Genomic DNA, 21,494 nt, shown 5'->3' with positions numbered 1-21,494 from the left:
GGCGATACTCGTCGTTGCTGCAACGAGTGTGACAGCTACGGGTGAAGCCGTTAAACCGATTGCCGTTAATGGTGACAAGTCACCCGATTACGGCACGTTTATCGACGGGAACAACCTGCTCATGTTCATCTCGAACACGGGTTCAATTGCGTATGACCGAACCGCGTATCTCGGTCGATATGACGGTCTCTACTTTCCGGACACATGCCGCAAGACTTTGATGTTTGCCGCCGGGATTTGGCTGAGCGCGATGGCTGATGCGGAGCTCTGTGTTGCGGCAGCAGAATACGCAACCGATTATGCGCCGGGGCCGATGGCCAACGGCACGTACCAGCCCGACGATCCCCGTTTTCGGGTTTACAAAATTCGAACGGGCGATACGCGCCTGAGCAATCCGGACTACGCGGAGTGGCCGTTCGACGATGGAGCGCCCGCGCTCAAAGCCGCTGACGGGCAGGATTCACTCGACGCCCAAGGGGATAAAATCCCGCTGATTCTGGGGGAACTGGCGTTGTGGACGGTGTTCAATCATGCGTCGGAGGATGCCATCGATAGCGACCCGAGTCTCTATTCGGTCGGACTCCTCCATTTAGAAATCCAGCTATATGCGTACGCCTACGATACCAGCGACGACCTGGGACGCACGATCTTTCTGCAATACACCCTGATGAACAAGGGCACCGATCTGCTTGATGAGATGCACATCTCATTGTGGGCCGATGTCGACCTGGGCGGCGCATCAGACGACTTTGTCGGTTGCAGCCCGGCGCGATCGCTCGGTTTTGCCTACAATTCCAATTCATACGACCAGATCTACGGCGAGAATCCCCCAGCCGTCGGCTTCAAGATCCTTCAGGGTCCTGTCGCTGCCGATCCGACTTCATCGGCGTGGATTCCGCGCCGGCAAGTTTGGGAACAGGGGTATCGCAACTTGCCGATGACGGCGTTCAACAAATACATCAACGGGACTGACCCGAACAGCGCCTATGAAGCATACTCGTACATGCGCGGCCTTGACCGTGATGGCTCCGTTATCGTCAACCCGACGACGGGCCAACCGACGACGTTCGTGATGGACGGAAATCCGGTAACTCAGACCGGATGGCTCGATGCTAACTCTACGGACTGTCGTTTTATGTTATCCTGTGGCCCGTTCGAAATGGCCCCGGGAGATACGCAGGAGGTTGTGGCTGCGCTCATGGTCGGGGCAAGCGGAGACTACACCTGCGTAATCCCACTCTTTGTCGACACGGTTCATGCCGAACATGTCGCCGGATCATCCGATGGACGAGTGTACGCCCTGATACTCGATCCAGCGGCGACGACGGGGCACGACTACCATGTTGGCTTCGAGGGCGAGCCGGGGAATTTCACGTGGTATCTCGAGGACATTACAGTCAGCAACACGTTATTGACAGGACAAGGCAACCAATCGGGGAATGACGACTATCCCGTCGTTGACGGCATGATGGTGAAGGTGGTCGGGGGAAGCGCCGGGGTCGGCGATTGGGACATCCCCAACGGCACACTCCGATTCACGTGGGCCGGGGGCGCGGACGGGCTCGGGTTTGAAGGTTTCAATGGCGCGATCGGCTGGGGCGGGCCAGGCGACACTCGCGGATTCGGCTCATATGCGCCGGTCAGTCCGCTGTTGTTGCCGAATGTGCTGATCAAATTGGCGCCGACCGATGCCGACGGCAACTTCGACTCCGGCCACGCCGATGTCTCCTACGCTTACCGATATCTGCGGAACGCAGATGACCCCTCTGCGCGACCTGAGTTTGCGCCTTACATAGTAAATCCTGAAAACGGCACTTATGGCTTTCAGGACTTCACTAAGAGTTGCCCGCTGTCTGCATGGAACATCGACACCGACCCGCCGACGCGTCTGACCATTGGTTTTCTCGAAAACAACGTCTTGGGTGGTCTGGTCGATGGGCGATACTGGCCGCCGTACTTTGTTGATCAGGACAACACGGCGACGGATGGCCCGCGTGAGTGGTTGTGGATCTATCTGGACGAATACGACGAAACGCCGAACCCCGATTTTATGGGCAATTCTATCGAAGATCCGATGCCGATTATGTATTGGCTGACGGTGGCGCGGCGCGATTTGGACCCGTGGCTGTCCGGCGATGAGTTTCTCATCATTCCGGCGTTCAACTACAACACGGGCGCCGACCTTTTTGCTCTCACCGCACCTCCCCCGTTACATCCAATGTCGAAGTCGCCCGCGAATGCGTTGGCGTCGGTCGCCGATTTATTTTCCGTTGACAGTACCGCGACGGCGTTTTTTCAGCAGAACTTCGGAAGCGAATGCGAGTGCACCTGTCATGGCGATCCGTACTGCGACGGCGTGCAATCCAACGTATTTGACGTTGTCCGGATTATCGATGTGACGTACCGGGGGCTGCCGGCCGATCACGAGGCATTGTGCCCGCGTTTCCTGACGGATGTCAACTGCGATGGGGCGATCAACCTGCTGGATGTGACCCTCTGCATCGACGTTTCGTTCAGGGCCGGGGATCCGGCGGGCCTGTACTGCCAGCCCTGTCCGTTACAGATTGCCCGTCAGTAACTTTCTCGCCTCTAACATCTTACGCTCGCCGGCGATGCTGGCAGGCGGCGTTCTAGTCCCCTTGCCCCCCAAGCGAAACATTGATTCGCCGCTAACGTAGAGGGAATGGTGTTCGCGACGCCGCCGGAACGATTTGGAGGCGGCGCACTTACCGAAAATCGTGGTCTGCGCGGGAGTCTGATTCATGTTCAAGAAAATCGGTATCGGACTGGGCATCGTGATCGTGGCGGGCGCGCTGGTGCTCATGGTGTGGAAGCGTTCGGGCCACAGCGATGCGTCCTTTAAGTTTGTCACCGTCGAGCGCGGCACGATCGTCGACAAGGCGCTGGCGATCGGCCGGATCGAGCCGGAAAACGAGATCGCCATCAAGTCGAAGATTTCCGGGTTGGTCAAACGGATTCATGTCGAGCTCGGCGATTCGGTCAAAGTCGGCGATCCGTTGATCGAGGTCGCCCCCGACCCGACGCCGTTGGAGTATGCCGAGGCGCAGCGCAATGTGCAGTTGGCGGCGGTGGCCTACGATCAGGCCAAGCGCGATTTCGACCGCAAGAACGACCTGATGGGCAAAAACCTGGTCTCGGTCGATGAGTTTGAAAGATCCCGGCAGACATTGGACGAGACCAATCTGCGCATGAATCTCGCCGAGGAGAAGTTGTCGTTGATCGAAAGCGGCAAAACGAAGATCGCCAACCGTGCCATCGAGTCGACCATCCGTTCGCCCATTTCGGGACGCATACTGGCGCGGCATGTCAACGAGGGCGATCCGGTGGTGCCGTTGACGTCGTTTCAGGAAGGGACCGCGCTTCTGACGATGGCGACGATGGAAAACCTGATGTTCAAGGGGACAGTCGATGAGATCGATGTCGGCAAGCTCTCCGAAGGGATGCCGGTCGACATCAAAGTCGGCGCCCTCCCCAGCGCCAAAGTCAGCGGATCTCTCTATAAGATCTCGCCGAAGGCGCGCAAAGAAGACAACACGATCCTGTTCGATGTCGAAATCCATCTGACGGAAGTTCCCGACACGATCGATCTGCGCGCCGGATATTCGGCCAATGCCGAGGTCATCATCAACAAGAAGGACTCGGTGTTGGTGCTGCCGGAACGTCTGGTCACCTTCCGGGGTGATTCGGCCTATGTCGAGGTGGCCAATGAACTGGGAGAGCCGATCGAACTGGTGGTCGAGACCGGGCTGTCGGACGGACTGCAGGTCGAGATCATCGCCGGTCTCGAGGACAGCGCACAGGTGATCGAACGACCGCCCAAGAAGATTGAGTAGCACATCCGGCGACGCGGGACACATTCATGGCGCTCGGTGTTTTCCTCACACAACTGTATCGCGATATCCGTTCGCAGAAACTGAGAACGGCGCTGACAGTCTTCGGCATTCTCTGGGGGACGGCGTCGGTCGTCTTGTTGCTTGCTTTCGGCAAGGGCATCCACGCCTCACAGCAGGAGGCGATGCGCGGCATGGGCGAATACATCGTCATCATGTGGCCGGGCCGCACATCGAAAGTGTTTCAGGGGTTGCCGCGGAATCGTCGCATCAGCTTTCGCGAAAGTGATGCCCGCCTGATGAAAGAGCAGGTCCCGCAGATCGGGTTGGTCTCCGCCGAGTATATGCTGTGGGATGCGAAGGCGCGCGTCGGCCGAACGGAAAAACTCATGCAGATTTCGGGCATCTGGCCCGAGTACGCGCTGATGCGCAACATCATCCCCGATGAGGGCTCCCGTTTTTTCAATGACGAAGATATGGCGAAACGCCGCCGCGTGATCTTCCTCGGCCCGGACCTGAAGGAAAGTTTATTCGGCGAGGAGAATGCAGTCGGGCGGATCGTGATGGTCAACGGTGTTCCGTTCACCGTCGTGGGTGTCATGGTCAAAAAGAAACAGGACTCTTCCTACAGCGGGCGCGATGTCCAGAAGGCGTTCATGCCGTCGACCACGTTTCAGGCGATGTACGGTCGCGACTGGGTCAACAACATCGTGTTTCGTGCGGACGAGCCGGGCAATACGGAGATGGTCAAGCATGGCGTCTACGAGGTACTCGGAGCGAAGTACAAGTTCGATCCCGACGATGAAAATGCACTGGCGATGTGGGATACGACCGAGAATGAGCAGTTTTTCAGCGCCTTCTTCATCGCCTTCCGGACGTTTCTCGGCGTGATCGGGGCGTTCACGCTGATCGTCGGCGGGGTCAGCATCTCCAACATCATGAATGTCGTCGTCGAGGAGCGCACCAAGGAGATCGGCATCAAGATGGCCATCGGCGCCAAGCCGCGATTCATCATGAACCAGTTTGTCTTCGAGACACTGGCGCTCACAGGGATCGGCGGGCTGTTCGGCTTTCTGTTCGCCTGGGGAGTAGTGTCGGCGGTGCCCAGTTTCAACATCGAAGATTACATCGGCACGCCGACCATATCCACCTCGGTGGGAATCATAACTTTTCTGGTTTTAAGCGCCATCGGCCTGGTCGCCGGATATTTCCCGGCGCGGCGCGCGGCGCATTGCAATCCGATCGAGGCGTTGCGTCTCTAAACCGTCATGGGCATCGGCAACTTCCTGAAGTACTTCTGGGCGGACTTCCGCAAACAGAAGAAGCGCGCGACCCTGACGGTCACCGCGATCGTCTGGGGAACGATGTCGATTCTGCTGCTGTTGGCGTTCGGGCAGGGACTCAAGGAGCAACTCGACAAGAATCAGCGCGGCCTCGGCGAGAACATCATGATCGTCTGGGGCGGGCAGACCTCAATTCCGTTTGAGGGATTGCCGCGCGGCCGACGCATCCGATTCCGGCCCGATGATGTCGACGTCGTCGGGCGCAGCATCCCCGAGATCGAACGCATCGGTGCAGAGTATTCGCGCTGGGGGGTCGATCTCGTGCGCGGGCGCACGGTCCTCTCGGAGCACATCTGCGGCGAGTATCCGACGTACCGTGAGATGCGGGCGCAGTATCCCGACATCGGCGGCCGTTATATCAATGAGACCGATATGACCGAGAAGCGGCGCGTGATCTTTCTGGGATACAAACTCGCCGAACAGCTCTTTCCCGAAGGCCAGCCGGTCGGCAAGACAGTGATGGTGGCTGGAGTGCCGTTTACGGTCATCGGCGCCGGAGTCGACAAACAGCAGATGGGGATGTACGGCGGTCCCGATGTCAACAAGGCGTCGATCCCGGCGCCGACGTTTAAGGCGATGTTCGGGCATGAGTATCTCAGCAACCTGGTCATTCAGCCCAAATCCGACGACCTCAACAAGCATGTCGAGCGGCGGCTGAATGAAGTTCTGGGCGCGCGTCTGAAGTTCGATCCCGATGACGACCAGGCGCTGTCGATCTGGGACACGATCGAGGGACGCCGTGAAATGCAGAATATGATGCTGGGCATGCAAATCTTCATGGGGATCATCGGCGGCATGACGCTGCTGATCGCCGGGATCGGCGTGGCGAACATCATGTATGTGGTGATTCGCGAACGCACCAAGGAAATCGGAATCAAGATGGCGCTGGGATGCAAACCGGGCACGATCCACCGTCAGTTCTTGCTCGAGGCCCTATTGATCTGCTTCTCCGGCGGCGCTATTGGAATCTTCATTTCGCTGTTGATTACCGACCTGCTGACAATGATTCCGCGCGATCCGCAGTCGTCGATGTCGTGGCTGGGATCGCCGACGATCTCCTTGCCGATCGGATTGATCACCGTGGCGATTTTAGGGTCGATCGGGCTGGTGTCGGGCTTCTTTCCGGCACGCCGTGCGGCTGGGCTGAATCCGGCGGAGACTTTGCGGTACGAATGATGCAATTTGGAGCGGAATGGGAGATTCACCAATGACGCAGAACGGAAACATCATCGACTTAAAACAGGTCTGCAAAGTCTATGATACCGGCAAAGTCAAAGTCGAGGCGCTGCGCGGGATCAATCTGCAGGTACGCCGCGGCGAGTTTATGACGCTGGTCGGACCGTCGGGCTCGGGGAAGTCGACTTTGATGAACATCCTCGGTTGTCTCGATGTCCCCAGTGAAGGGCACTACCACTTCAACGGCGAACAAATCGCCGGCCTGCCGCTGAATCGTCTCGCCGAAATCCGCAACGAGCAGATCGGCTTTGTCTTTCAGAACTTCAATCTCCTCCCCTATGCGACCGCGTTGGAGAATGTCGAACTGCCGATGGTGTTTAAGGGCGTTGCGGCCAAACGTCGTCGTGAGCGGGCCACTGAAGTGTTGACGCGCGTCGGGCTGGGCGACCGGCTTGATCACAAACCGACCGAGCTATCCGGGGGCCAGATGCAGCGTTGCGCGATTGCGCGGGCGCTGGTGAACAATCCGGCTTTGATTCTGGCCGACGAACCGACCGGCAACCTCGACACCGCCTCCGGGCTTGAAATCGTCGACCTCTTCGAGGAACTCTGGAAGCAGGGGCACACGATCATGGTGATTACCCACGATCCCAACATGCCGATGCGCACCGAACGCACCCTGCACATGCGCGACGGCCGTCTTGAAAACGGCAACGGTCAGCCGGCATAGGCCACATTCATCGGCGCCAATCGGCGACCGATCGAATCATAAATCCTCACTCGCGACAGGGCCGCCTGTACTACCCTATGCGGGGGGCGGGGTGAGGATCGGTGCAAACCCTCGTGACAACCCCACGAATTCTTCCTACCATCGCTCCTCATCATCCGGCGCCAAACGGCCGGTAACGGGGGATCTGACCGATGCTGACCATCGTCTTGTTGGTCCTTAGCAATCTCTTCATGACCGTGGCCTGGTATGGTCATCTGAAATACAAGTCGACCGCGCTCTGGAAGGTGATCGCCGTCAGTTGGCTGATCGCGTTCTTCGAGTACTGCCTCCAGGTGCCCGCCAACCGCATCGGCTATGGGACATTTTCGGCGACGCAGTTGAAGATCATTCAGGAAGTCATCACGCTGGTGGTCTTTTGGGTCTTTGCGATGCTGTATCTCGGAGAAAGCCCGCGCTGGAATCATCTGATTTCGTTTGCCCTGATTGTTGCCGCGGTCGGCTTTGCCTTTTGGCCGCAAGGCGTAACCGACCAGGCACGATGATCGGCCCCGTGGCGTCATGATCGCATGTTAATCCAACGGCTCAAGGACTCTTCGATTGAGGGTGCCGTGGCCGATAGCTGTGATTGCCGGGCCAGCAGCCCCCCCTGCAGCGGCCTTTTCGCATCACGCCCCAAGGATTCGTACGGGACAGCTTTAACGGCATTCTCCGACAATTTGAGCAACTGAGCGAGTCGAATAGCCAATTCGTAGCGCGAGATGATCTCGCCTCCGGCGATATGAAACACGCCCGATCGCCTGTGTTCCACGATTTCGATGACGGCCTTCGCCAGATGGTCGACCGGCGTGATGTTGGAACGTTGATCGATGGCGGCACGCAATGGCGGGTTATCGCGCATCATTTCGACCATACCATCGAGGAATGTCTTGCGCCACGGTCCTATGACACTGGCTGTGCGGACGATGACATGCTGATCACCTGAAAGGCGAATGGTCGCTTCGCCTTCAAGCTTTGTGCGGCCATAGACATTGATCGGATTGGGGACTGCGTCTTCGGCGTAGGGACCATGAGTGCCCTTGAAGACATAGTCAGTCGAGAGATAGACGATCCGCGTCGGCGTGCCGGAGACCGCCTCGCACAAACGCTGTGTCGCTTTGGCATTCAGTTCCTGCGCGAGTTCCGGTTCGCGCTCGCAGCGGTCGACATCGGTCAGGGCGGCGGTGTGAATGATCCAGTCGGCTTGCGCCGCCTCGACGAACGCGCGTACAGTGCGTTCCCGGTACAGATCCAGCGGCAAGGGAACAACACCGGTCGGCAGCATCCAGCGCGATTGATGCAATCCGGCGAAGACGGAGGGTTGACGTCCCGACGATTCGGCTCGGCTCACCGCAAGCAGTTGGCCGATCAGCTCTTGCCCCAGCAAACCTGATGCGCCGGTGATCGCGACTCGTGGTGAGCCGCCGAAGGCAGGCGAATCCGTGCGCAACGTGGCCCTCTACGATTCTCGCAGGAAAGCGGGTGTCCAGCCGGTGCGCTCGTGGCACCAATCGAGATGATCGCGGATCCAATCAACGGTCTGCGCCAGCCCGACAGTGAAGGGCACACGCGGTTCCCAGGCGAAGGCGCGGGCGGTGTGCGTGTAATCGAGCGCATAACGCGGGTCGTGCCCCGGACGGTCGGCGACCGACTGGATGAGCGATTGATCGGCGGCGCATAACGAACAGATCATATCGGCGATGGCGCGGTTCTCCAGTTCATCGCGCGACCCCAGATGCCAGACCAGCTTGTCGCGACGCGTCGGATGATCGGAGAGCAACGCCATCATCCCGGCGACGAAATCGTCGATATACAGCCAACAGCGCTTCTGGCGTCCGTGGCCGTACAAGGGCAGCGGTTCACCGGACAGCGTGCGCGTGACAAACAGCGGAATGAGTTTCTCCGGATACTGGCGCGGGCCGTACACGTTCACCGAACGGACGATGGTGACATCAAGGCCATACGTCTTGGCGTACGAGAGCGCCAGCCAGTCGGCCGCCGCCTTGCTGGCGGCGTAGGGACTGGTCGGACGCAGCGCCTCGCCGGTCCCGAAGATCGCGCCTTTGGGCGTGGGACCGTAGACTTCGTCGGATGACACGATAATGACAACCGGCTCGGTCTCCTCATGCTGGGCGACCGACGAGAGCAGCGCTTGGGTCCCCAGCACATTCGTTTTGACGAACTGCGCGGCATTCTCCAGCGAGCGGTCGACATGTGTTTCGGCGGCAAAGTGAACGATCAAGCCGAAGGGCTCGGTCCACAGCGCATTGAGTCCCGATTCATCGGCAACATCGAGCCGGACATGGTGGTAATGCGGGTTTTCCAGCGCCTCTTGCAGATTCTCGTGTGCCCCGGCATATGTCATGCGATCGACATTGATGACCGTGTCATCCGAGTGCGCCGCCAGCCACGCACGAATGAAGTGCGATCCCAGGAATCCGCAGCCGCCGGTGACGAGAAGTCTCATAGCGCCCTCGAAGAACTTGCCGACCGGTCACTACGCCAATCGTACGGAATCTCGTTCTCGAAAGGATCAAGCCGCTGTTCGTCGGGATCGGCGGAGTTGTACGGTGCGGTCGGACAGTTGATGCAGATCGCATCGGTGTCACCGATGCACTTAAAGCCGTGGTACACTCCCGGCGGAATTACGATCAATTGCGGGCTGTCGCCGTCACAGACGATCTCGTCAATGAGACCCCTTGACGCCGAACCGGTGCGCGCATCATAAAGGGCGAAACGAGCCCGTCCCTGGATCAGGCAGAAGTAGTCGGTCTGTTGACGATGGTGATGCCAGGCTTTGACCATGCCGGGGTGTGCCGTCGTGACATAGACCTGACCGAATCGGACAAACTCAGGGTCGTCGGCACGAAGAATCTCGAAGAGCCGGCCCCGCTCGTCGGGATGCACGAGGAGTTGACGGACACTGGCGCCGACAATTGACAACCCGGCGTCTGGATGTGAAGTCATCATGCCCATGATAGGGATGGGTGGCAAGCAGCTCAAGTTCTCGTAAACTCTACGCCGACCGCGCGGCGCGAATCCTGACCCAGCGGTCAAATGCCGGTCCGAACTGTTCGCGCGCACCGGGACGAAACCATGTCCGGGCCGCCAGGACCCCGGCATGTGACAGCGATTCAACAGTGCCTGCATCGGTCCACCAGCCGGGCTGGAAGCCATGAGACAGTGTGTCATGGCGCAAATAGGTGTTGATCACATCGGCAATCTCCAGCTCACCGCGACGCGATGGCCGAAGCGTCTTGATGATGCCGAATACTTCCGCATCGAAGAAATAGACACCGATCACCGCGTAGGGCGACGGCGGCCGCCTGGGTTTTTCGACGACGCGCACAATGCACCTGTTTCTGATGTCGGGAACCCCGAAGCGCTGCGGCATGGGGACGCGTTTGAGCAGTATGCGGGCGCCGCCGTGCTGATGCTCGAATCGTTCGATCTGCGGGCGGATGCTGCGTTGGAGTATGTTATCGCCGAGTATGACACAGACCTTGCCGCCGTCCGCAAATTCGTCTGCGTGTCCCAGCGCATCGGCAATGCCCCCCTGTCCGCCTTGGTATGTGAAGTACAACTGGCGGAATCCAAACTGGCGACCGTCGCCCAAGAGGCGCATGAAGTCTCCGGGATTTTGGCCGCCGGTGACGATCAGAACTTCGTCGATCCCGGCTTCAATCAGTGTGCGTAACGGATAGAAAATCATCGGCCGATCCCAAACTGGCAGCAGATGCTTGTTGGTGATCTCGGTCAGTGGGCCAAGCCGCCGCCCGAGGCCACCAGCGAGCACGACGCCCTTCAAGAACCCGTCTCCCGTTTGTCGATTGCCGTAGGACTCATCGAGCACTATGATAGCAAAGGGGTTACACTGAAAGCGAGCCAATCTGCGGGGTCATGCCGGGTGTACTTCTGAGATTCAGCGATGGAATTAGTCAGGTCGCGAAACGGCGGAGCCGGGCAGGCGTATCAGAGTGTTAACCGACGGGCGTCGCGAGGAAATCGATTGTTCAGATGACTCCCGTACTCAATCGCATCAAGGAGGATCAATGCGGATCAATCGCTGGATCGCAAGACTGGGCTGTGCCATCATCGCTGTCGTGCTGATGGGCGCAAAGGCACCATTGCCGCCGGGAGTCTCGACCCTGGCCATCGGCAAGTTGGCAACCGACTTCAAGCTCCCCGGCACCGACGGCAAGGATTACACCTATGCCGCCATCGCCGGAAAGATCGGTACGTTGGTCGTCTTCACATGCAACCATTGCCCGTTTGCCGTGGCCTACCAGGATCGCCTTGTGACGCTGACGGAGACCTACACCAAGAAGGGGATCGGCGTCGCTGCCATCAGTTGCAACGACGTCCGCGCATTCCCCGATGATTCATTCGAAAAAATGAAAGAGCGGGCCGCATCGGCGAAATTCAACTTCCCCTACCTGTACGATGAAAGTCAGCAGATCGCGATGGCATACGGTCCAACGGTGACGCCGCACGTGTTCCTCTTCGACTCGACCCGGACGCTGGTGTATCAGGGGCGAATCGACGATGCCAGGAAAGAGTCGGAGATCACCAAACGTGAGTTAACCGACGCGCTGGAGGCACTGACCTCCGGCAAGAAGATCGGCGAAAGCGAGACCGTTGCCTTCGGCTGTTCCATCAAGTGGAAGCCGGAAATCATGAAGACCGAAGAGACGGAAGGTTGAGACGAACCGACCGGGGCGTAATGAAATCGTCGACTCGGGCCGTTGTCTCATTGTGTCTTGTCGTGTACTTGTTCGCTTTGGGATGCAAAGCGGCATCGGATCAGGCCCCGGCGGGCGCCGCGACGGTGTCGGTCGGGGGAATCGACGGCATTGACTCGCTGTTGAGTAGTCATCAGGGGCGGTGGGTCTTGGTCAATCTCTGGGCGACCTGGTGCGTACCCTGTGTCGCGGAGACTCCCGACTTGATCGCGCTGCACTCATCGTTGCCCGCTGAACGTTTCGCGCTGCTTGGCATCTCCATGGACAATGTGGTCGCGGCCACGATCGAGGAAGCGTCTCAGAAGGTTTCGCAGTTCGGCGCCCGACAGGGGCTGCCATACCATAACCTCGTATACAACGGCACGCTCGACGACATCATCGCGCGCTTCGATCTTCCGGGACCGATTCCGGTCTCGATCCTCTACAATCCATCCGGCACCGAACACGAGCGCTGGGTTGGGCAGCTGGCCGCCGATGATCTGGGGCGCCTTCGCTCCATGGTCGCGCCTACTTAGGCTTACCTCGATCGTGGGTCACACTTGGAGAATGGATTCTCCGGGATGTGAACACTATACTCTCACGCGGCGTAGTGTTCGCGTGGTATTCCGTCGAAAGGTCGCCGCCCGCTCATTGTGCTGATGCCAGCGATACCGATACTGACGTCTGATCGTACGGTCCCGATTCTCTGCGTGGGACTGGTGGCGATGCAGATGGCGGCATCGCTGGCCGCGTTGCAATGGGGATGGTACTGGTCTTTGGCGCCGCTGGGTACCGTCGCGCTGGCTGTGTGCCTGCTGGCGCCACGTTTTGGCATCTACATCGCCGTGGCCCTCCTGTATCTGCGGCTCTCGCTTCCCATCCGCAATGGGGTATACCCCGTCGACATCGCGGTTCTGCTCATACTTGCCGGTGTGCTGATCGTCCGCATGGCCGAGGGGCCGTCGCTGTTCGTGCACAGCCCGGTGAATCGCGTGATCGGGATCATGCTCGCCATTTTCGCGATCGGTGTGCCCGGAGCGTATCACTTCACCGGAGCTGTAATCAACTGGCTCCGCCATGTGCAGATTCTGATGTTTTTCCTGGCAGCGCTCACACTGCTGACCGTTCGGGATGTACGGCGCATTCTGCTGTTGATGCTGGTCGGGACATCGATGATGGCGGTTGTAAACGTACTGAGATTCATTGCCACAGCGGGAACCGATCGCGTGATCGGCCCCATGGGGGCATTCTTTCCATTATTTCTGTCACTGGCAATCTGCCATACGGCCGTCCACGCACTGACCGCGGAGCACCGCCGCCATGTTGCCGGCTGGGCACTGCTGCTGTTAATCCTCATCTTCGCACAGATTGCGTCATTGGCCCGTGCCGGCTGGCTGCAAGCGACAATCAGCCTGGCGGTGATGACTGTCATCATATGGCGCATGGATTGGCCGACCCACATCAAAGTAAAGCGTCGGTATCTGCTGGTGGCTGGCGCCCTGGGGGCGATCATCATCTTTGCGATTGCGTCGCGTCCGACGATGTTCTCGTACGCAGCCAGGCGAATCTCGTCGGTCCTGTCCGGTGAATCGACCTCGATGAGCATTCGCTACTATCTGTGGATGACCGGATTGAAGGTCTTTCTGTCGTCTCCGATTATGGGCATCGGACTGGGCCAGATCAGCCACTTGCACGAGTACTTGTCATTTTGGCGCTTCCACCCCTTTGCGGGTGTCAGCCGAGGGTTGGGCGCGCATAATGATTGCATCACCTATTTGGCTGAGGTAGGATTGGTGGGAACTACCGCGATTCTCTGGTATTTCGTCACCGTTCTGCGCCTCGGACACGAGACGCTCAAGCGGTGCGTTACACTCGAGGATCGCCGCATGGTACTGACACTGCTGGTGGCCGCGTGGGGCATTGTGCTGACATACTTCTACGGAGCGCATCAGTTCTATTCGATCTCAGGTCTGACGATCTCACTGTACTTCGCGATGCTGGTGCGTTGTTGGTACGAATGGGCGTACCGTGCGGACCAATCACTTGATCTGCGATCAACCTGAGACATGTCACCTTTCAAAGTACAGGCGCAATCGGAGAGCGGCCCTACGACCGATCATCGGAAGGATCGACGACATTGGGTCGTATCGATTGCACTCCTGTTGGGGCTTCACATTCTAATCGGTGAGATTCGGTGGGACCCATTCATCACTTATGACGGACTCGAGTATCTCCGCATGGCAGAAAATCTCCTGTCGTCGCTCCGATTCACATACGACGGCGCGAATCTCGTCGTCGGAAAGCCGCCCGGTTTTCCTGCCATCATTTCCGTGTACTTGTTCATCGCTGGGGGAGTGGCCGGCTTTCACTTTGTGCAGATTACATTCCTGTACATGGGGTTTGTGTTCGCTGCGTCGCTGGTTAGAGCCGTATTTGGAACGGCGTGGGGAGTGGGGGCGCTGCTGGCTATGGTGCTTGCCGACCCGATCCGGTATCTCGCATACAATCTCATGTCGGAGCCGCCGTTCTTCCTGTTGACTTTCTTCGGCCTCTGGGCCGCTTACACTCACCGGGATAAAGGTGGATGGTACTGGCCAACAGTGGCCGGAATCGCGTTTGCGATGTCGACATATGTGCGCCCGATCAATCTGTTCTGGCCCATTGCGCTGACCGTCGTGTTCTGGATATGCAAGAGGAACCGCATTCGCTGGGCGGCCATTGTCTTAATTGTCCACACCGCGCTGATTCTTCCATGGATCGTGAGGACCTACGTTCACTTTGGCCGGGTTGTTCCAATGGTCGCCAATTGGTCGATGCTGTACTATATGACGAGTGAGCGTCACTACCGAATCCTGACATACGAGGGCCCGGCAGCCGCGATGGCCACCGACGAATACCAATCGATCAGTCGTGGGGAGTTTCAGTTCAATTGGGGGACCAATGAACGATTCCGCATGGCAGCCATCGACGGCATCCAACGTGACCCCGCCGGTTATCTGTGGCGGTGTGTCCGCCAGTTTTTCTTCACCTGGTTCTACATTCCCGGAACACGCGACTGGCTGTGGGAACGACCGACGATGTTCTGGTTGGGACGACTGTTTATGATCGTATTCTATGTCAGCGCTCTGGCGGGAGCGTGGGCTTTGCGTCGACGAGACACTTTGTTAGTTGGCTTGGTCACCGGCTACGTGATTTACACAGCGCTCGTGCTATTCCCTGTTCGGACGGAGGTGCGCTACTTACTCACTCCGATGATGACACTGATGCCTCTTGCATTCGCCGGATTGCATCGGGCCTGGCAGGCAACACGCTCGCGCGTGCAAGCACGCAGCGTCGCGTTATGAGGAGGCCGAGAACCATCCGGCCGTATGTGATCAGCATATGCCTGGTGCTCCTGGCGATGCACATCTGGCTGGGGGAGCGAAATCGGACATTGGTCGTGGCCTCCGATGGTGCCGAGTACCTGCAAATGGCAAGAAACCTCCTGCTGACGGGAGAGTTCACGTACGATGGCGATCATCCGGTTGTGGGCAAACCGCCCGGATTTCCGGCAATTGTTGCGGCGTACCTATCGATCGTCGGTTCGGTTGATGGCTTTCAGTATGTGCAACTGCTGCTCCTGTTCGGTGCTTATGGGTTGACCGCTTTGTTGGCGGAGCAGATTATCGGGCCTCTCTGGGGCCTGGCCCTGCTGGCCACCCTTGTGGTGATCGACCCGCTTCGGGAACTCACATACGGTCTGTTTGCTGAGCCGCTCTTCATGCTGTTCACGGTCGCAGGTGTTTACGCTCTGCTTCGCGCGCTGCGGTCGGGACGCGTCCTCTGGCCCATCGCTGCGGGTATACTGTTTGGGGCTTCGACGTACGTCCGTCCGGTCAATCTTTTCTGGCCGTTAGTGGTCATCGTCGGAATCTACATAACGCGACGCAAACGCCTGCGCACCGGACTGATCGTGTTGTTGCTGCATGCCGCCGTGGTGGCACCGTGGTTGGTAAGAAACAGCTTCGCTGCAGGCCGCTGCACCCCGATGGTCGCCAATTGGGGCCCGCTCTACATTGTCACCGACGAGCCGTTGTATCGAATCCACCGTCGGGAAGGGGTGGTCGGCGTGTCGCAGACCGAAGAATTTCAACGCCTGATCGTTGATGAGTTCCAATTCAATCCAGTTCCCAGTGAACGGCTGCGTCGAGCAGCAATGTCGAACATACGGAACGATCCCGCGGGTTACATCGGACGCTGTCTCGGTCAAGCGGCCTTCGCGTGGACTTATATACCGGGAACTCGCGGACACCTGTCGTCGGCACCGGCCCTGTTCGCGCTCGGCCGTATTATGATGGGGTTGCTGGGCCTGTTGGTACTCTTCGGGGTCAGAGCCGCATGGCGATCGCGGGATCATCGCACAGCGACAGTTATGCTGATTGGCTATGCCCTCTATACTGGCGTCATACTGCTCCCGGTCATAACCGAGGCGCGCTACCTGCTCACGCCGTACCTCCTACTCGCCGTCTTGGCGATGACTGGGATTCGATCACTAATCCGAAGACCCGATAGAGGGACACGAGCTGGTGACCAAGGGGCACTGATTGAGAAACAACAAGCCCGCGAGGCAGAATGACGAGCTACCGCATTCCCACAGTCGCCATTGTCGGGCATAAGAACTCCGGAAAGACGACGCTGACAGTGCGTCTGATCGAAGCATTCGCGGCGGCCGGGACGCGCGTCGCGTCGGTGAAGCACACATCAGATGAGGTGGGCTTCGACAAGCCCGGGCGCGATTCGGATCGCTTGCGTACGGCCGGCGCGATTGCCGTCGGATTGGTCGCGAAGTCGGAACTGGGCTTCTATCTGAACCATACGCCACAGACGTCAGAGGAATGGATTGAAGCGACGTTCGCCAGCCTTCCGATTCCGCCGCAGTTAATCATCTACGAGGGATATCGCGGCGGACCTCACCCGAAAATCGAGTGCATCCGCGATCCCGCAATCCAAGAACCGTCGTTTTCCGGCGATGAGGGGTTGATTGCCGTCGTGACCGATCTGCGCATTCAGGCGGGTGTCCCAATTCTTCCGTTTGAGCCGTTGGAGTCGATCTGCGACATCGTCCGCGCGAGCTTCGCTCGGAGCGATTGGCCGCGCGCCGCATCGAAGCTGCACTAACATCCCATGGAGAGACGCCCCGGCTGGACAACACCGGGGCGTGCACGTCACGGGGAAGATGAAAGCCCTCAAGGGCCTGATTCGGCTAATGCAGCGTCACATCAAACTCGGCGGCACGCAGTTCGACTTCACTGCGGAGCTCCTGTCGCGTCGGGCGTCGCGGACCGACCCGGTAGGCGACGCGTCCGCGCGCCGTCTCACATTGAGAGGAACTGTCGCGCGATAGTCCCACGCGGCCCACTTGCTGGTGGATCGCCGCGATATTGCGACGACGGGCCGAGGCGCAGCGCCTCCGGAGCCGTCGCAGTGAGTGCCTCTTCTTCTGAAGAGTCATACTGTCGATCCAGTCGCCTTCCACAGCCCAGTGACCTTCCATGTGGCTTATACGAAAAACTGATGTGTGGGTTTCCTGCAGATTCAAGAGCCGGTGGATTTGTCGACTGTTCCCACGTACACGTAGGCGATCTTCATGGAGAGCGGCACGATCCTGACTTCGCGGAATACTCCGGTCATCCGCATCAGCGCCCCGAACGCCTCCCCCGCCGGAAACCGGGAGGCACTCTCGGCCAGGTAGTAGTAGGCAGCAGCGCGGCCGGTGATCAGCCGGCCAACCGCCGGAATGACGCGGCGGCTGTACCAACGATAGACGCGTCCGAACAGGGCGGCATCGGGCTGGCCGAACTCGAGTACGAGGACCCGCCCCCCGGGACGAACGATTCGCGCCATCTCTTTGACTCCCAGGAGGGGATCGTCGACGTTGCGAATGCCGAAGGCGATCGACGCGATATCGAACGAGTGGTCGTCAAAGGGCAGGGCCAACACGTCGGCTACGCGATAGTCGATGGCGAGACCGGCTTTCGCCGCTTTGCGTCTCGCTTCGAGGATCATCGTGTCGGCGAAGTCGACGCCAACAACCGTGCCGTTGGGGCCGACCGTGCGCTGAAACGCCATTGCCAGATCGCCGGTACCGGTGGCGCAGTCGCAGACCGACATCCCCGATGCCGCCCCCGAGAGCCGTACCGCGCGCCGGCGCCAGCGGCGATGCACGCCGAACGACAGCACCTCATTGGCGCGGTCGTACCGCAAGGCAATCGCTCCAAACATCTCACGAATTTCGTTGCTCATCGTTCCCGCTTGGGAGCTACCGTTGCGGCTACAATGCGGAAGTCGCCGCAGAGAATCGAGTGGAAGTGCGTTCCGCCGATACCTATGTTAGCGTCCGCCGATGAGAAATACCGCCGAAATCCGAAACCCGAACGAGAGCGGTCTTACGATTGCGGACGGAACATCGGAACTCACGACACCGGCTTCGCCTCACCCCCACGCGTCGGCCATGCACGTGCGCGCGGCGCAATGCGCGCTGGAGCATGCCATAAGAGATCGTCGGCCGACATTGCTCAGCGCCTCAGGGCCGTGCAATCAGGACGACATGATCGAGTGGCTGGCGCGTTATAGCGCTGTGCCGTCGGTCTATTTTCGGACGCGCGAGGGAGTCGAGTATGCAGGGATCGGTGCGGCCTGGGAAATGAGAATCGCCGATTCGTTCTCGACGAAAGACCTAATCGATTCAGCGCAATCCATCCTGAAGAGTCGATCTTATTCCGATGGCGAGGGGGCGCTTCCGGCCTTCATCGGGGGCATGCCGTTCGACAGAGAGTCCGACGACCCGCAGTGGCGTGGCGCGGGATTCGGCGCGGTACGATTGTTCGTTCCTGAGGCATTGCGGATCAGAGACCAGTCCGGATCGTTCCTCATTGCCTCAACGGAAGTCCGGCCAACGGACACCATCCATGACATCCTGTCCCGACTCGATGTCGTGCTGGCCGGATATGCGCCCCCAACGTCGCCGGGAAGACTCGAATCCCATTCACGATGGACGATCGTGGCCGATGATTCTCGCGACGATTGGGATCGCGGCGTTTGGCACGCCCTATCGCACATCAGTACCAACCGCGTGAGCAAGGTTGTGTTGTCACGACACGTACGACTCCGCTGCGACGGACGTCCTGATCGTTGGGAAGTGCTGGAGCGCCTGCGACGATTTGATGACTCCTGTTTCACATTCCTCTTCGACTTCGGCCTGGGCGCGTCATTTGTCGGCGCTTCGCCGGAACAGCTGTTTAAGCTTGAGGAAGATCGCCTCGCGGTCGACTGCATTGCGGGCACCATGTCGCCTCCGACGGGCTACGGAGATGATGAGCAGATCGAGCGCCTGATGCTCGCGGACGAAAAGATTTGCCGTGAGCATGAACATGTCGCCGGATTGCTCCGGGATGACATCTCGGCGCTGTGCTTGGAGGATGCACCAAGCGTAGAGCCCCGGATCATGCGCCTGCGCACGCTTCGTCATTTGCGCTCGATCCAGCGCGGGCGGCTTAGGCCCGGAACCTCGCTGGGCGACGTCATAACCCGGCTCCATCCCTCGGCGGCGGTCGGGGGCCGTCCGCGGCCCGAGGCACTGGAACTGATCAGATCGCTGGAACCGCATGCCCGGGGTTGGTATGCTGGTCCCGTCGGCTATGTGTCGGCCGACCGCGCCGAGTTCGCTGTGGCGATACGCTCCGCCCTTGTGGACAAAGACGGCGCGTGGGCTTATGCCGGGGCGGGCATCGTCGCCGGCTCCGATCCTGAGGCCGAGTGGAGCGAAACAGCACACAAACTGCAGGCGTTTCTCCGCGCAGTCAATGCGTCCGCCGATCCACACTAAACGCAGCCGCTGCGAATCTCAGCCGCGCGCTCGCTTTAATGGAAGGGCTTGCGATCGCGGGCGTACGCCATATGATTGTCTCATCCGGTGCGCGCTGCGCGCCACTGGTGGCCGCCGCGGTCGATCGACCAGGACTGCAGGTGTGGACCGAGCCGGATGAACGGTGCGCCGGTTTTCGCGCATTGGGGATCGGCAAAGCCACCGGAATACCCGCCGCCGCCTTGTGCACGTCCGGGACCGCGGGGGCCAATTACTTCCCGGCGGTCATCGAAGCACGGATGTCGGGAACACCGCTGCTGGTATTGACCGCCGATCGGCCGCCCCACCTGCGCGACAGCGGCGCGCCGCAGACTATTGATCAGCGCCATCTGTACGGTCGATACGCGCTCGACTTTTACGAGCTCCCGGTGACAGACGATGACGACGACATGTCTGGTTGGTTTCAGACAGGGATCGATGCTGTCGCCTGCACCCTGGGTCGTCCGCGCGGGCCGGTCCATCTGAATTGCCCGTTCGATGAACCGCTTCTGCCGGCTCCGGATGAATGTGCGTCGATCCTCGGCGCAAAACGGGCGCAGCGCGGGCCAGCGACATCCATGGTGAGGGGGGCAGATTGGGATAAAATCTCTGACGAGACGCTTCAGGAAATCGCGTCTCGCCTGCAAAAAGCGCAACGTCCGGTGATCGTGTGTGGACCACAGTCCGGCTCTGAGTTGTGCGATATCGCCTGCCAATTCGCGGGCCTAATAGGTGCGCCAATCATGGCGGACATCGCTTCGCAATTGCGAACATGCGGGCGCGACCAATCCGGGGCGACGATGCTTTCTCACTACGATCTGTATCTGTCGTCAGTGGCCACGGACCCAGCATACCGACCGGACATCGTTCTTCGTCTTGGGGCGCTGCCGACATCGAAGACACTGAACCAGTGGCTCAGTTCTTTGACGAAGGAAACGGTGATCGCCGTCGCAGACCACGAAACCGTGTCCGACCCTGAAGGAACGACGGCGATCAAGCTCCGGGCCGACCTCACCGGCTTCTGCAGGCAGATGAGCCGACTGTTGACGTCAAAGGAGAAACAGCGCAGCCATTGGACAGGGCTTTGGCGTTCCACAGACATGCAAGCGATCGCATCGCTCAGTGAGTTGCGTCGATTGCGTGCGGCAGCGGAGGTCTTCGAGGGCGATGTCGTTGCGGCCGTATTCGACGAAGCTCCGAACGGCTCGGCGATTGTGCTGTCCAACAGTCTGCCGATCCGTCTGGCCGATGCGCATGTCTCCCCGACCTTGAGGCGCATACGTGTCATCGTCAACCGCGGTGCCAACGGCATCGACGGAATGACATCGACAGCGGCAGGTGTCGCGTCGGCGCATCCGGGACGCACGATACTGATCACCGGCGACGTGGCCGTATTGCACGATGTCAATGGCCTCGGGGCGGTCGGGCGTGACCGGTTACCGTTGACCATTGTCGTGCTCAGCAACGACGGCGGCGGCATTTTCTCGTTTCTCCCGCTCGTGGAACACGAGCAGCTCTTTGAACGGTACATTGCCATGCCGCACGGATGCGACTTGTCGCACGCCGCGGCGCTCTATGCGATAGCATATCGGCGGCCGGCAACGCAGGAAGAGTTCAGGAACGCACTGAATGCTGCAAACAGTCAGAGCGGCCCCTGCGTGATCGAAGTGAAGACCGACCGCCGATCGACGCTTCAGGTCAGTCGTCAGATTCGTCGCGCGGTCTCCGAGGCGCTGAAAGGTCTACGACGGTGAC

At 59.4% G+C, this 21,494-nt stretch carries 20 protein-coding genes; 14 read left to right on the top strand and 6 right to left on the bottom strand.

All coding sequences use genetic code 11. The features are described from left to right. Positions 1–28 precede the first annotated feature (28 nt). The 6 genes from VGB22_01870 to VGB22_01845 all read left to right on the top strand — a co-directional run bounded on the left by VGB22_01870 (position 29) and on the right by VGB22_01845 (position 7,642). Complete coding sequence (locus VGB22_01870; GenBank protein HEX9750026.1) at positions 29–2,578, top strand: hypothetical protein; 2,550 nt, start codon at positions 29–31, stop codon at positions 2,576–2,578. Between the two features lie 184 nt (positions 2,579–2,762). Continuing rightward, positions 2,763–3,854, top strand: coding sequence for an efflux RND transporter periplasmic adaptor subunit (locus VGB22_01865; GenBank protein HEX9750025.1), 1,092 nt, complete (start codon positions 2,763–2,765; stop codon positions 3,852–3,854). A 26-nt stretch (positions 3,855–3,880) separates the two neighbouring features. Continuing rightward, positions 3,881–5,113, top strand: coding sequence for an ABC transporter permease (locus VGB22_01860; protein HEX9750024.1), 1,233 nt, complete (start codon positions 3,881–3,883; stop codon positions 5,111–5,113). Between the two features lie 6 nt (positions 5,114–5,119). After that, complete coding sequence (locus tag VGB22_01855) at positions 5,120–6,370, top strand: ABC transporter permease (protein ID HEX9750023.1); 1,251 nt, start codon at positions 5,120–5,122, stop codon at positions 6,368–6,370. 31 nt (positions 6,371–6,401) lie between these two features. Beyond that, complete coding sequence (locus tag VGB22_01850) at positions 6,402–7,100, top strand: ABC transporter ATP-binding protein (protein HEX9750022.1); 699 nt, start codon at positions 6,402–6,404, stop codon at positions 7,098–7,100. A gap of 191 nt (positions 7,101–7,291) precedes the next feature. Beyond that, positions 7,292–7,642 (top strand): DMT family protein, encoded by a 351-nt coding sequence (locus VGB22_01845; protein HEX9750021.1) that lies wholly within the window; start codon positions 7,292–7,294, stop codon positions 7,640–7,642. Positions 7,643–7,656: 14 nt separating this feature from the next. Here the strand turns inward: VGB22_01845 and VGB22_01840 are convergent, their stop codons facing one another. From VGB22_01840 to VGB22_01825, 4 genes are read right to left on the bottom strand one after another with little or no spacing between them, the layout of a single operon-like run. Continuing rightward, positions 7,657–8,586: an SDR family oxidoreductase gene (locus VGB22_01840; protein HEX9750020.1), complete on the bottom strand. Its 930-nt coding sequence runs from the start codon at positions 8,584–8,586 to the stop codon at positions 7,657–7,659. 9 nt (positions 8,587–8,595) lie between these two features. After that, positions 8,596–9,603 (bottom strand): GDP-mannose 4,6-dehydratase, encoded by a 1,008-nt coding sequence (locus VGB22_01835; GenBank protein HEX9750019.1) that lies wholly within the window; start codon positions 9,601–9,603, stop codon positions 8,596–8,598. After that, complete coding sequence (locus tag VGB22_01830) at positions 9,600–10,130, bottom strand: dTDP-4-dehydrorhamnose 3,5-epimerase family protein (GenBank protein HEX9750018.1); 531 nt, start codon at positions 10,128–10,130, stop codon at positions 9,600–9,602. The genes VGB22_01835 and VGB22_01830 overlap by 4 nt, the downstream gene beginning before the upstream one ends. 22 nt (positions 10,131–10,152) lie before the next feature. Beyond that, positions 10,153–10,932 carry a sugar phosphate nucleotidyltransferase gene (locus tag VGB22_01825; protein ID HEX9750017.1) on the bottom strand — a complete coding sequence of 260 codons (780 nt, stop codon included), beginning with the start codon at positions 10,930–10,932 and terminating at the stop codon, positions 10,153–10,155. Between the two features lie 256 nt (positions 10,933–11,188). On the opposite strand from VGB22_01825, the gene VGB22_01820 reads away from it, so the two are divergent. The 6 genes from VGB22_01820 to mobB all read left to right on the top strand — a co-directional run bounded on the left by VGB22_01820 (position 11,189) and on the right by mobB (position 17,014). Next, on the top strand, positions 11,189–11,839 hold the full coding sequence (locus VGB22_01820; protein HEX9750016.1) for a thioredoxin family protein: 651 nt from the start codon (positions 11,189–11,191) through the stop codon (positions 11,837–11,839). A gap of 20 nt (positions 11,840–11,859) precedes the next feature. Next, positions 11,860–12,393 (top strand): TlpA disulfide reductase family protein, encoded by a 534-nt coding sequence (locus VGB22_01815; GenBank protein HEX9750015.1) that lies wholly within the window; start codon positions 11,860–11,862, stop codon positions 12,391–12,393. 123 nt (positions 12,394–12,516) lie between these two features. After that, positions 12,517–13,920 (top strand): O-antigen ligase family protein, encoded by a 1,404-nt coding sequence (locus tag VGB22_01810; GenBank protein HEX9750014.1) that lies wholly within the window; start codon positions 12,517–12,519, stop codon positions 13,918–13,920. A 174-nt stretch (positions 13,921–14,094) separates the two neighbouring features. Continuing rightward, positions 14,095–15,201, top strand: coding sequence for a hypothetical protein (locus VGB22_01805; protein HEX9750013.1), 1,107 nt, complete (start codon positions 14,095–14,097; stop codon positions 15,199–15,201). Further along, entirely contained in the window at positions 15,198–16,472 is a 1,275-nt protein-coding gene (locus VGB22_01800; protein HEX9750012.1) for a hypothetical protein, read from the top strand. The genes VGB22_01805 and VGB22_01800 overlap by 4 nt, the downstream gene beginning before the upstream one ends. Next, entirely contained in the window at positions 16,469–17,014 is a 546-nt protein-coding gene (gene mobB / locus VGB22_01795) for a molybdopterin-guanine dinucleotide biosynthesis protein B (GenBank protein ID HEX9750011.1), read from the top strand. Before VGB22_01800 ends, mobB begins: the two co-directional genes overlap by 4 nt. Before the next feature lie 85 nt (positions 17,015–17,099). Here mobB and VGB22_01790 read toward each other — a convergent pair whose 3' ends face one another. Continuing rightward, the gene (locus VGB22_01790; GenBank protein ID HEX9750010.1) at positions 17,100–17,348 is read right to left on the bottom strand and encodes a hypothetical protein; all 249 of its coding nucleotides are present in this window, start codon (positions 17,346–17,348) and stop codon (positions 17,100–17,102) included. A gap of 83 nt (positions 17,349–17,431) precedes the next feature. Then, positions 17,432–18,139, bottom strand: a complete 708-nt coding sequence (gene ubiE / locus VGB22_01785) for a bifunctional demethylmenaquinone methyltransferase/2-methoxy-6-polyprenyl-1,4-benzoquinol methylase UbiE (GenBank protein HEX9750009.1) — start codon at positions 18,137–18,139, stop codon at positions 17,432–17,434. A 100-nt stretch (positions 18,140–18,239) separates the two neighbouring features. Between ubiE and VGB22_01780 the strand changes: the two genes are divergently transcribed. Further along, positions 18,240–19,721: a chorismate-binding protein gene (locus VGB22_01780; GenBank protein ID HEX9750008.1), complete on the top strand. Its 1,482-nt coding sequence runs from the start codon at positions 18,240–18,242 to the stop codon at positions 19,719–19,721. A gap of 38 nt (positions 19,722–19,759) precedes the next feature. After that, the gene (menD, locus tag VGB22_01775; GenBank protein HEX9750007.1) at positions 19,760–21,493 is read left to right on the top strand and encodes a 2-succinyl-5-enolpyruvyl-6-hydroxy-3-cyclohexene-1-carboxylic-acid synthase; all 1,734 of its coding nucleotides are present in this window, start codon (positions 19,760–19,762) and stop codon (positions 21,491–21,493) included. Position 21,494: the final 1 nt, after the last annotated feature.

This window comes from Candidatus Zixiibacteriota bacterium, from assembly GCA_036397555.1.
In the GTDB taxonomy this organism is placed as follows: Bacteria; Zixibacteria; MSB-5A5; order WJJR01; family WJJR01; genus DATKYL01.
The sequence above is the reverse complement of the archived record's forward strand: the minus strand, read 5'-3'. Positions and strand labels throughout refer to the sequence as shown.

Excerpts from the sequence above, each read along its gene's own strand:
- VGB22_01865 (HEX9750025.1), top strand. The coding sequence starts at position 2,763 with ATGTTCAAGAAAATCGGTATCGGACTGGGCATCGTGATCGTGGCGGGC.
- VGB22_01860 (HEX9750024.1), top strand. The coding sequence starts at position 3,881 with ATGGCGCTCGGTGTTTTCCTCACACAACTGTATCGCGATATCCGTTCG.
- VGB22_01855 (HEX9750023.1), top strand. The coding sequence starts at position 5,120 with ATGGGCATCGGCAACTTCCTGAAGTACTTCTGGGCGGACTTCCGCAAA.
- VGB22_01850 (HEX9750022.1), top strand. The coding sequence starts at position 6,402 with ATGACGCAGAACGGAAACATCATCGACTTAAAACAGGTCTGCAAAGTC.
- VGB22_01845 (HEX9750021.1), top strand. The coding sequence starts at position 7,292 with ATGCTGACCATCGTCTTGTTGGTCCTTAGCAATCTCTTCATGACCGTG.
- VGB22_01835 (HEX9750019.1), bottom strand. The coding sequence starts at position 9,603 with ATGAGACTTCTCGTCACCGGCGGCTGCGGATTCCTGGGATCGCACTTC.
- VGB22_01820 (HEX9750016.1), top strand. The coding sequence starts at position 11,189 with ATGCGGATCAATCGCTGGATCGCAAGACTGGGCTGTGCCATCATCGCT.
- VGB22_01815 (HEX9750015.1), top strand. The coding sequence starts at position 11,860 with ATGAAATCGTCGACTCGGGCCGTTGTCTCATTGTGTCTTGTCGTGTAC.
- VGB22_01810 (HEX9750014.1), top strand. The coding sequence starts at position 12,517 with ATGCCAGCGATACCGATACTGACGTCTGATCGTACGGTCCCGATTCTC.
- VGB22_01805 (HEX9750013.1), top strand. The coding sequence starts at position 14,095 with ATGGCAGAAAATCTCCTGTCGTCGCTCCGATTCACATACGACGGCGCG.
- VGB22_01800 (HEX9750012.1), top strand. The coding sequence starts at position 15,198 with ATGAGGAGGCCGAGAACCATCCGGCCGTATGTGATCAGCATATGCCTG.
- mobB (HEX9750011.1), top strand. The coding sequence starts at position 16,469 with ATGACGAGCTACCGCATTCCCACAGTCGCCATTGTCGGGCATAAGAAC.
- VGB22_01790 (HEX9750010.1), bottom strand. The coding sequence starts at position 17,348 with ATGACTCTTCAGAAGAAGAGGCACTCACTGCGACGGCTCCGGAGGCGC.
- ubiE (HEX9750009.1), bottom strand. The coding sequence starts at position 18,139 with ATGAGCAACGAAATTCGTGAGATGTTTGGAGCGATTGCCTTGCGGTAC.
- VGB22_01780 (HEX9750008.1), top strand. The coding sequence starts at position 18,240 with ATGAGAAATACCGCCGAAATCCGAAACCCGAACGAGAGCGGTCTTACG.
- menD (HEX9750007.1), top strand. The coding sequence starts at position 19,760 with ATGGAAGGGCTTGCGATCGCGGGCGTACGCCATATGATTGTCTCATCC.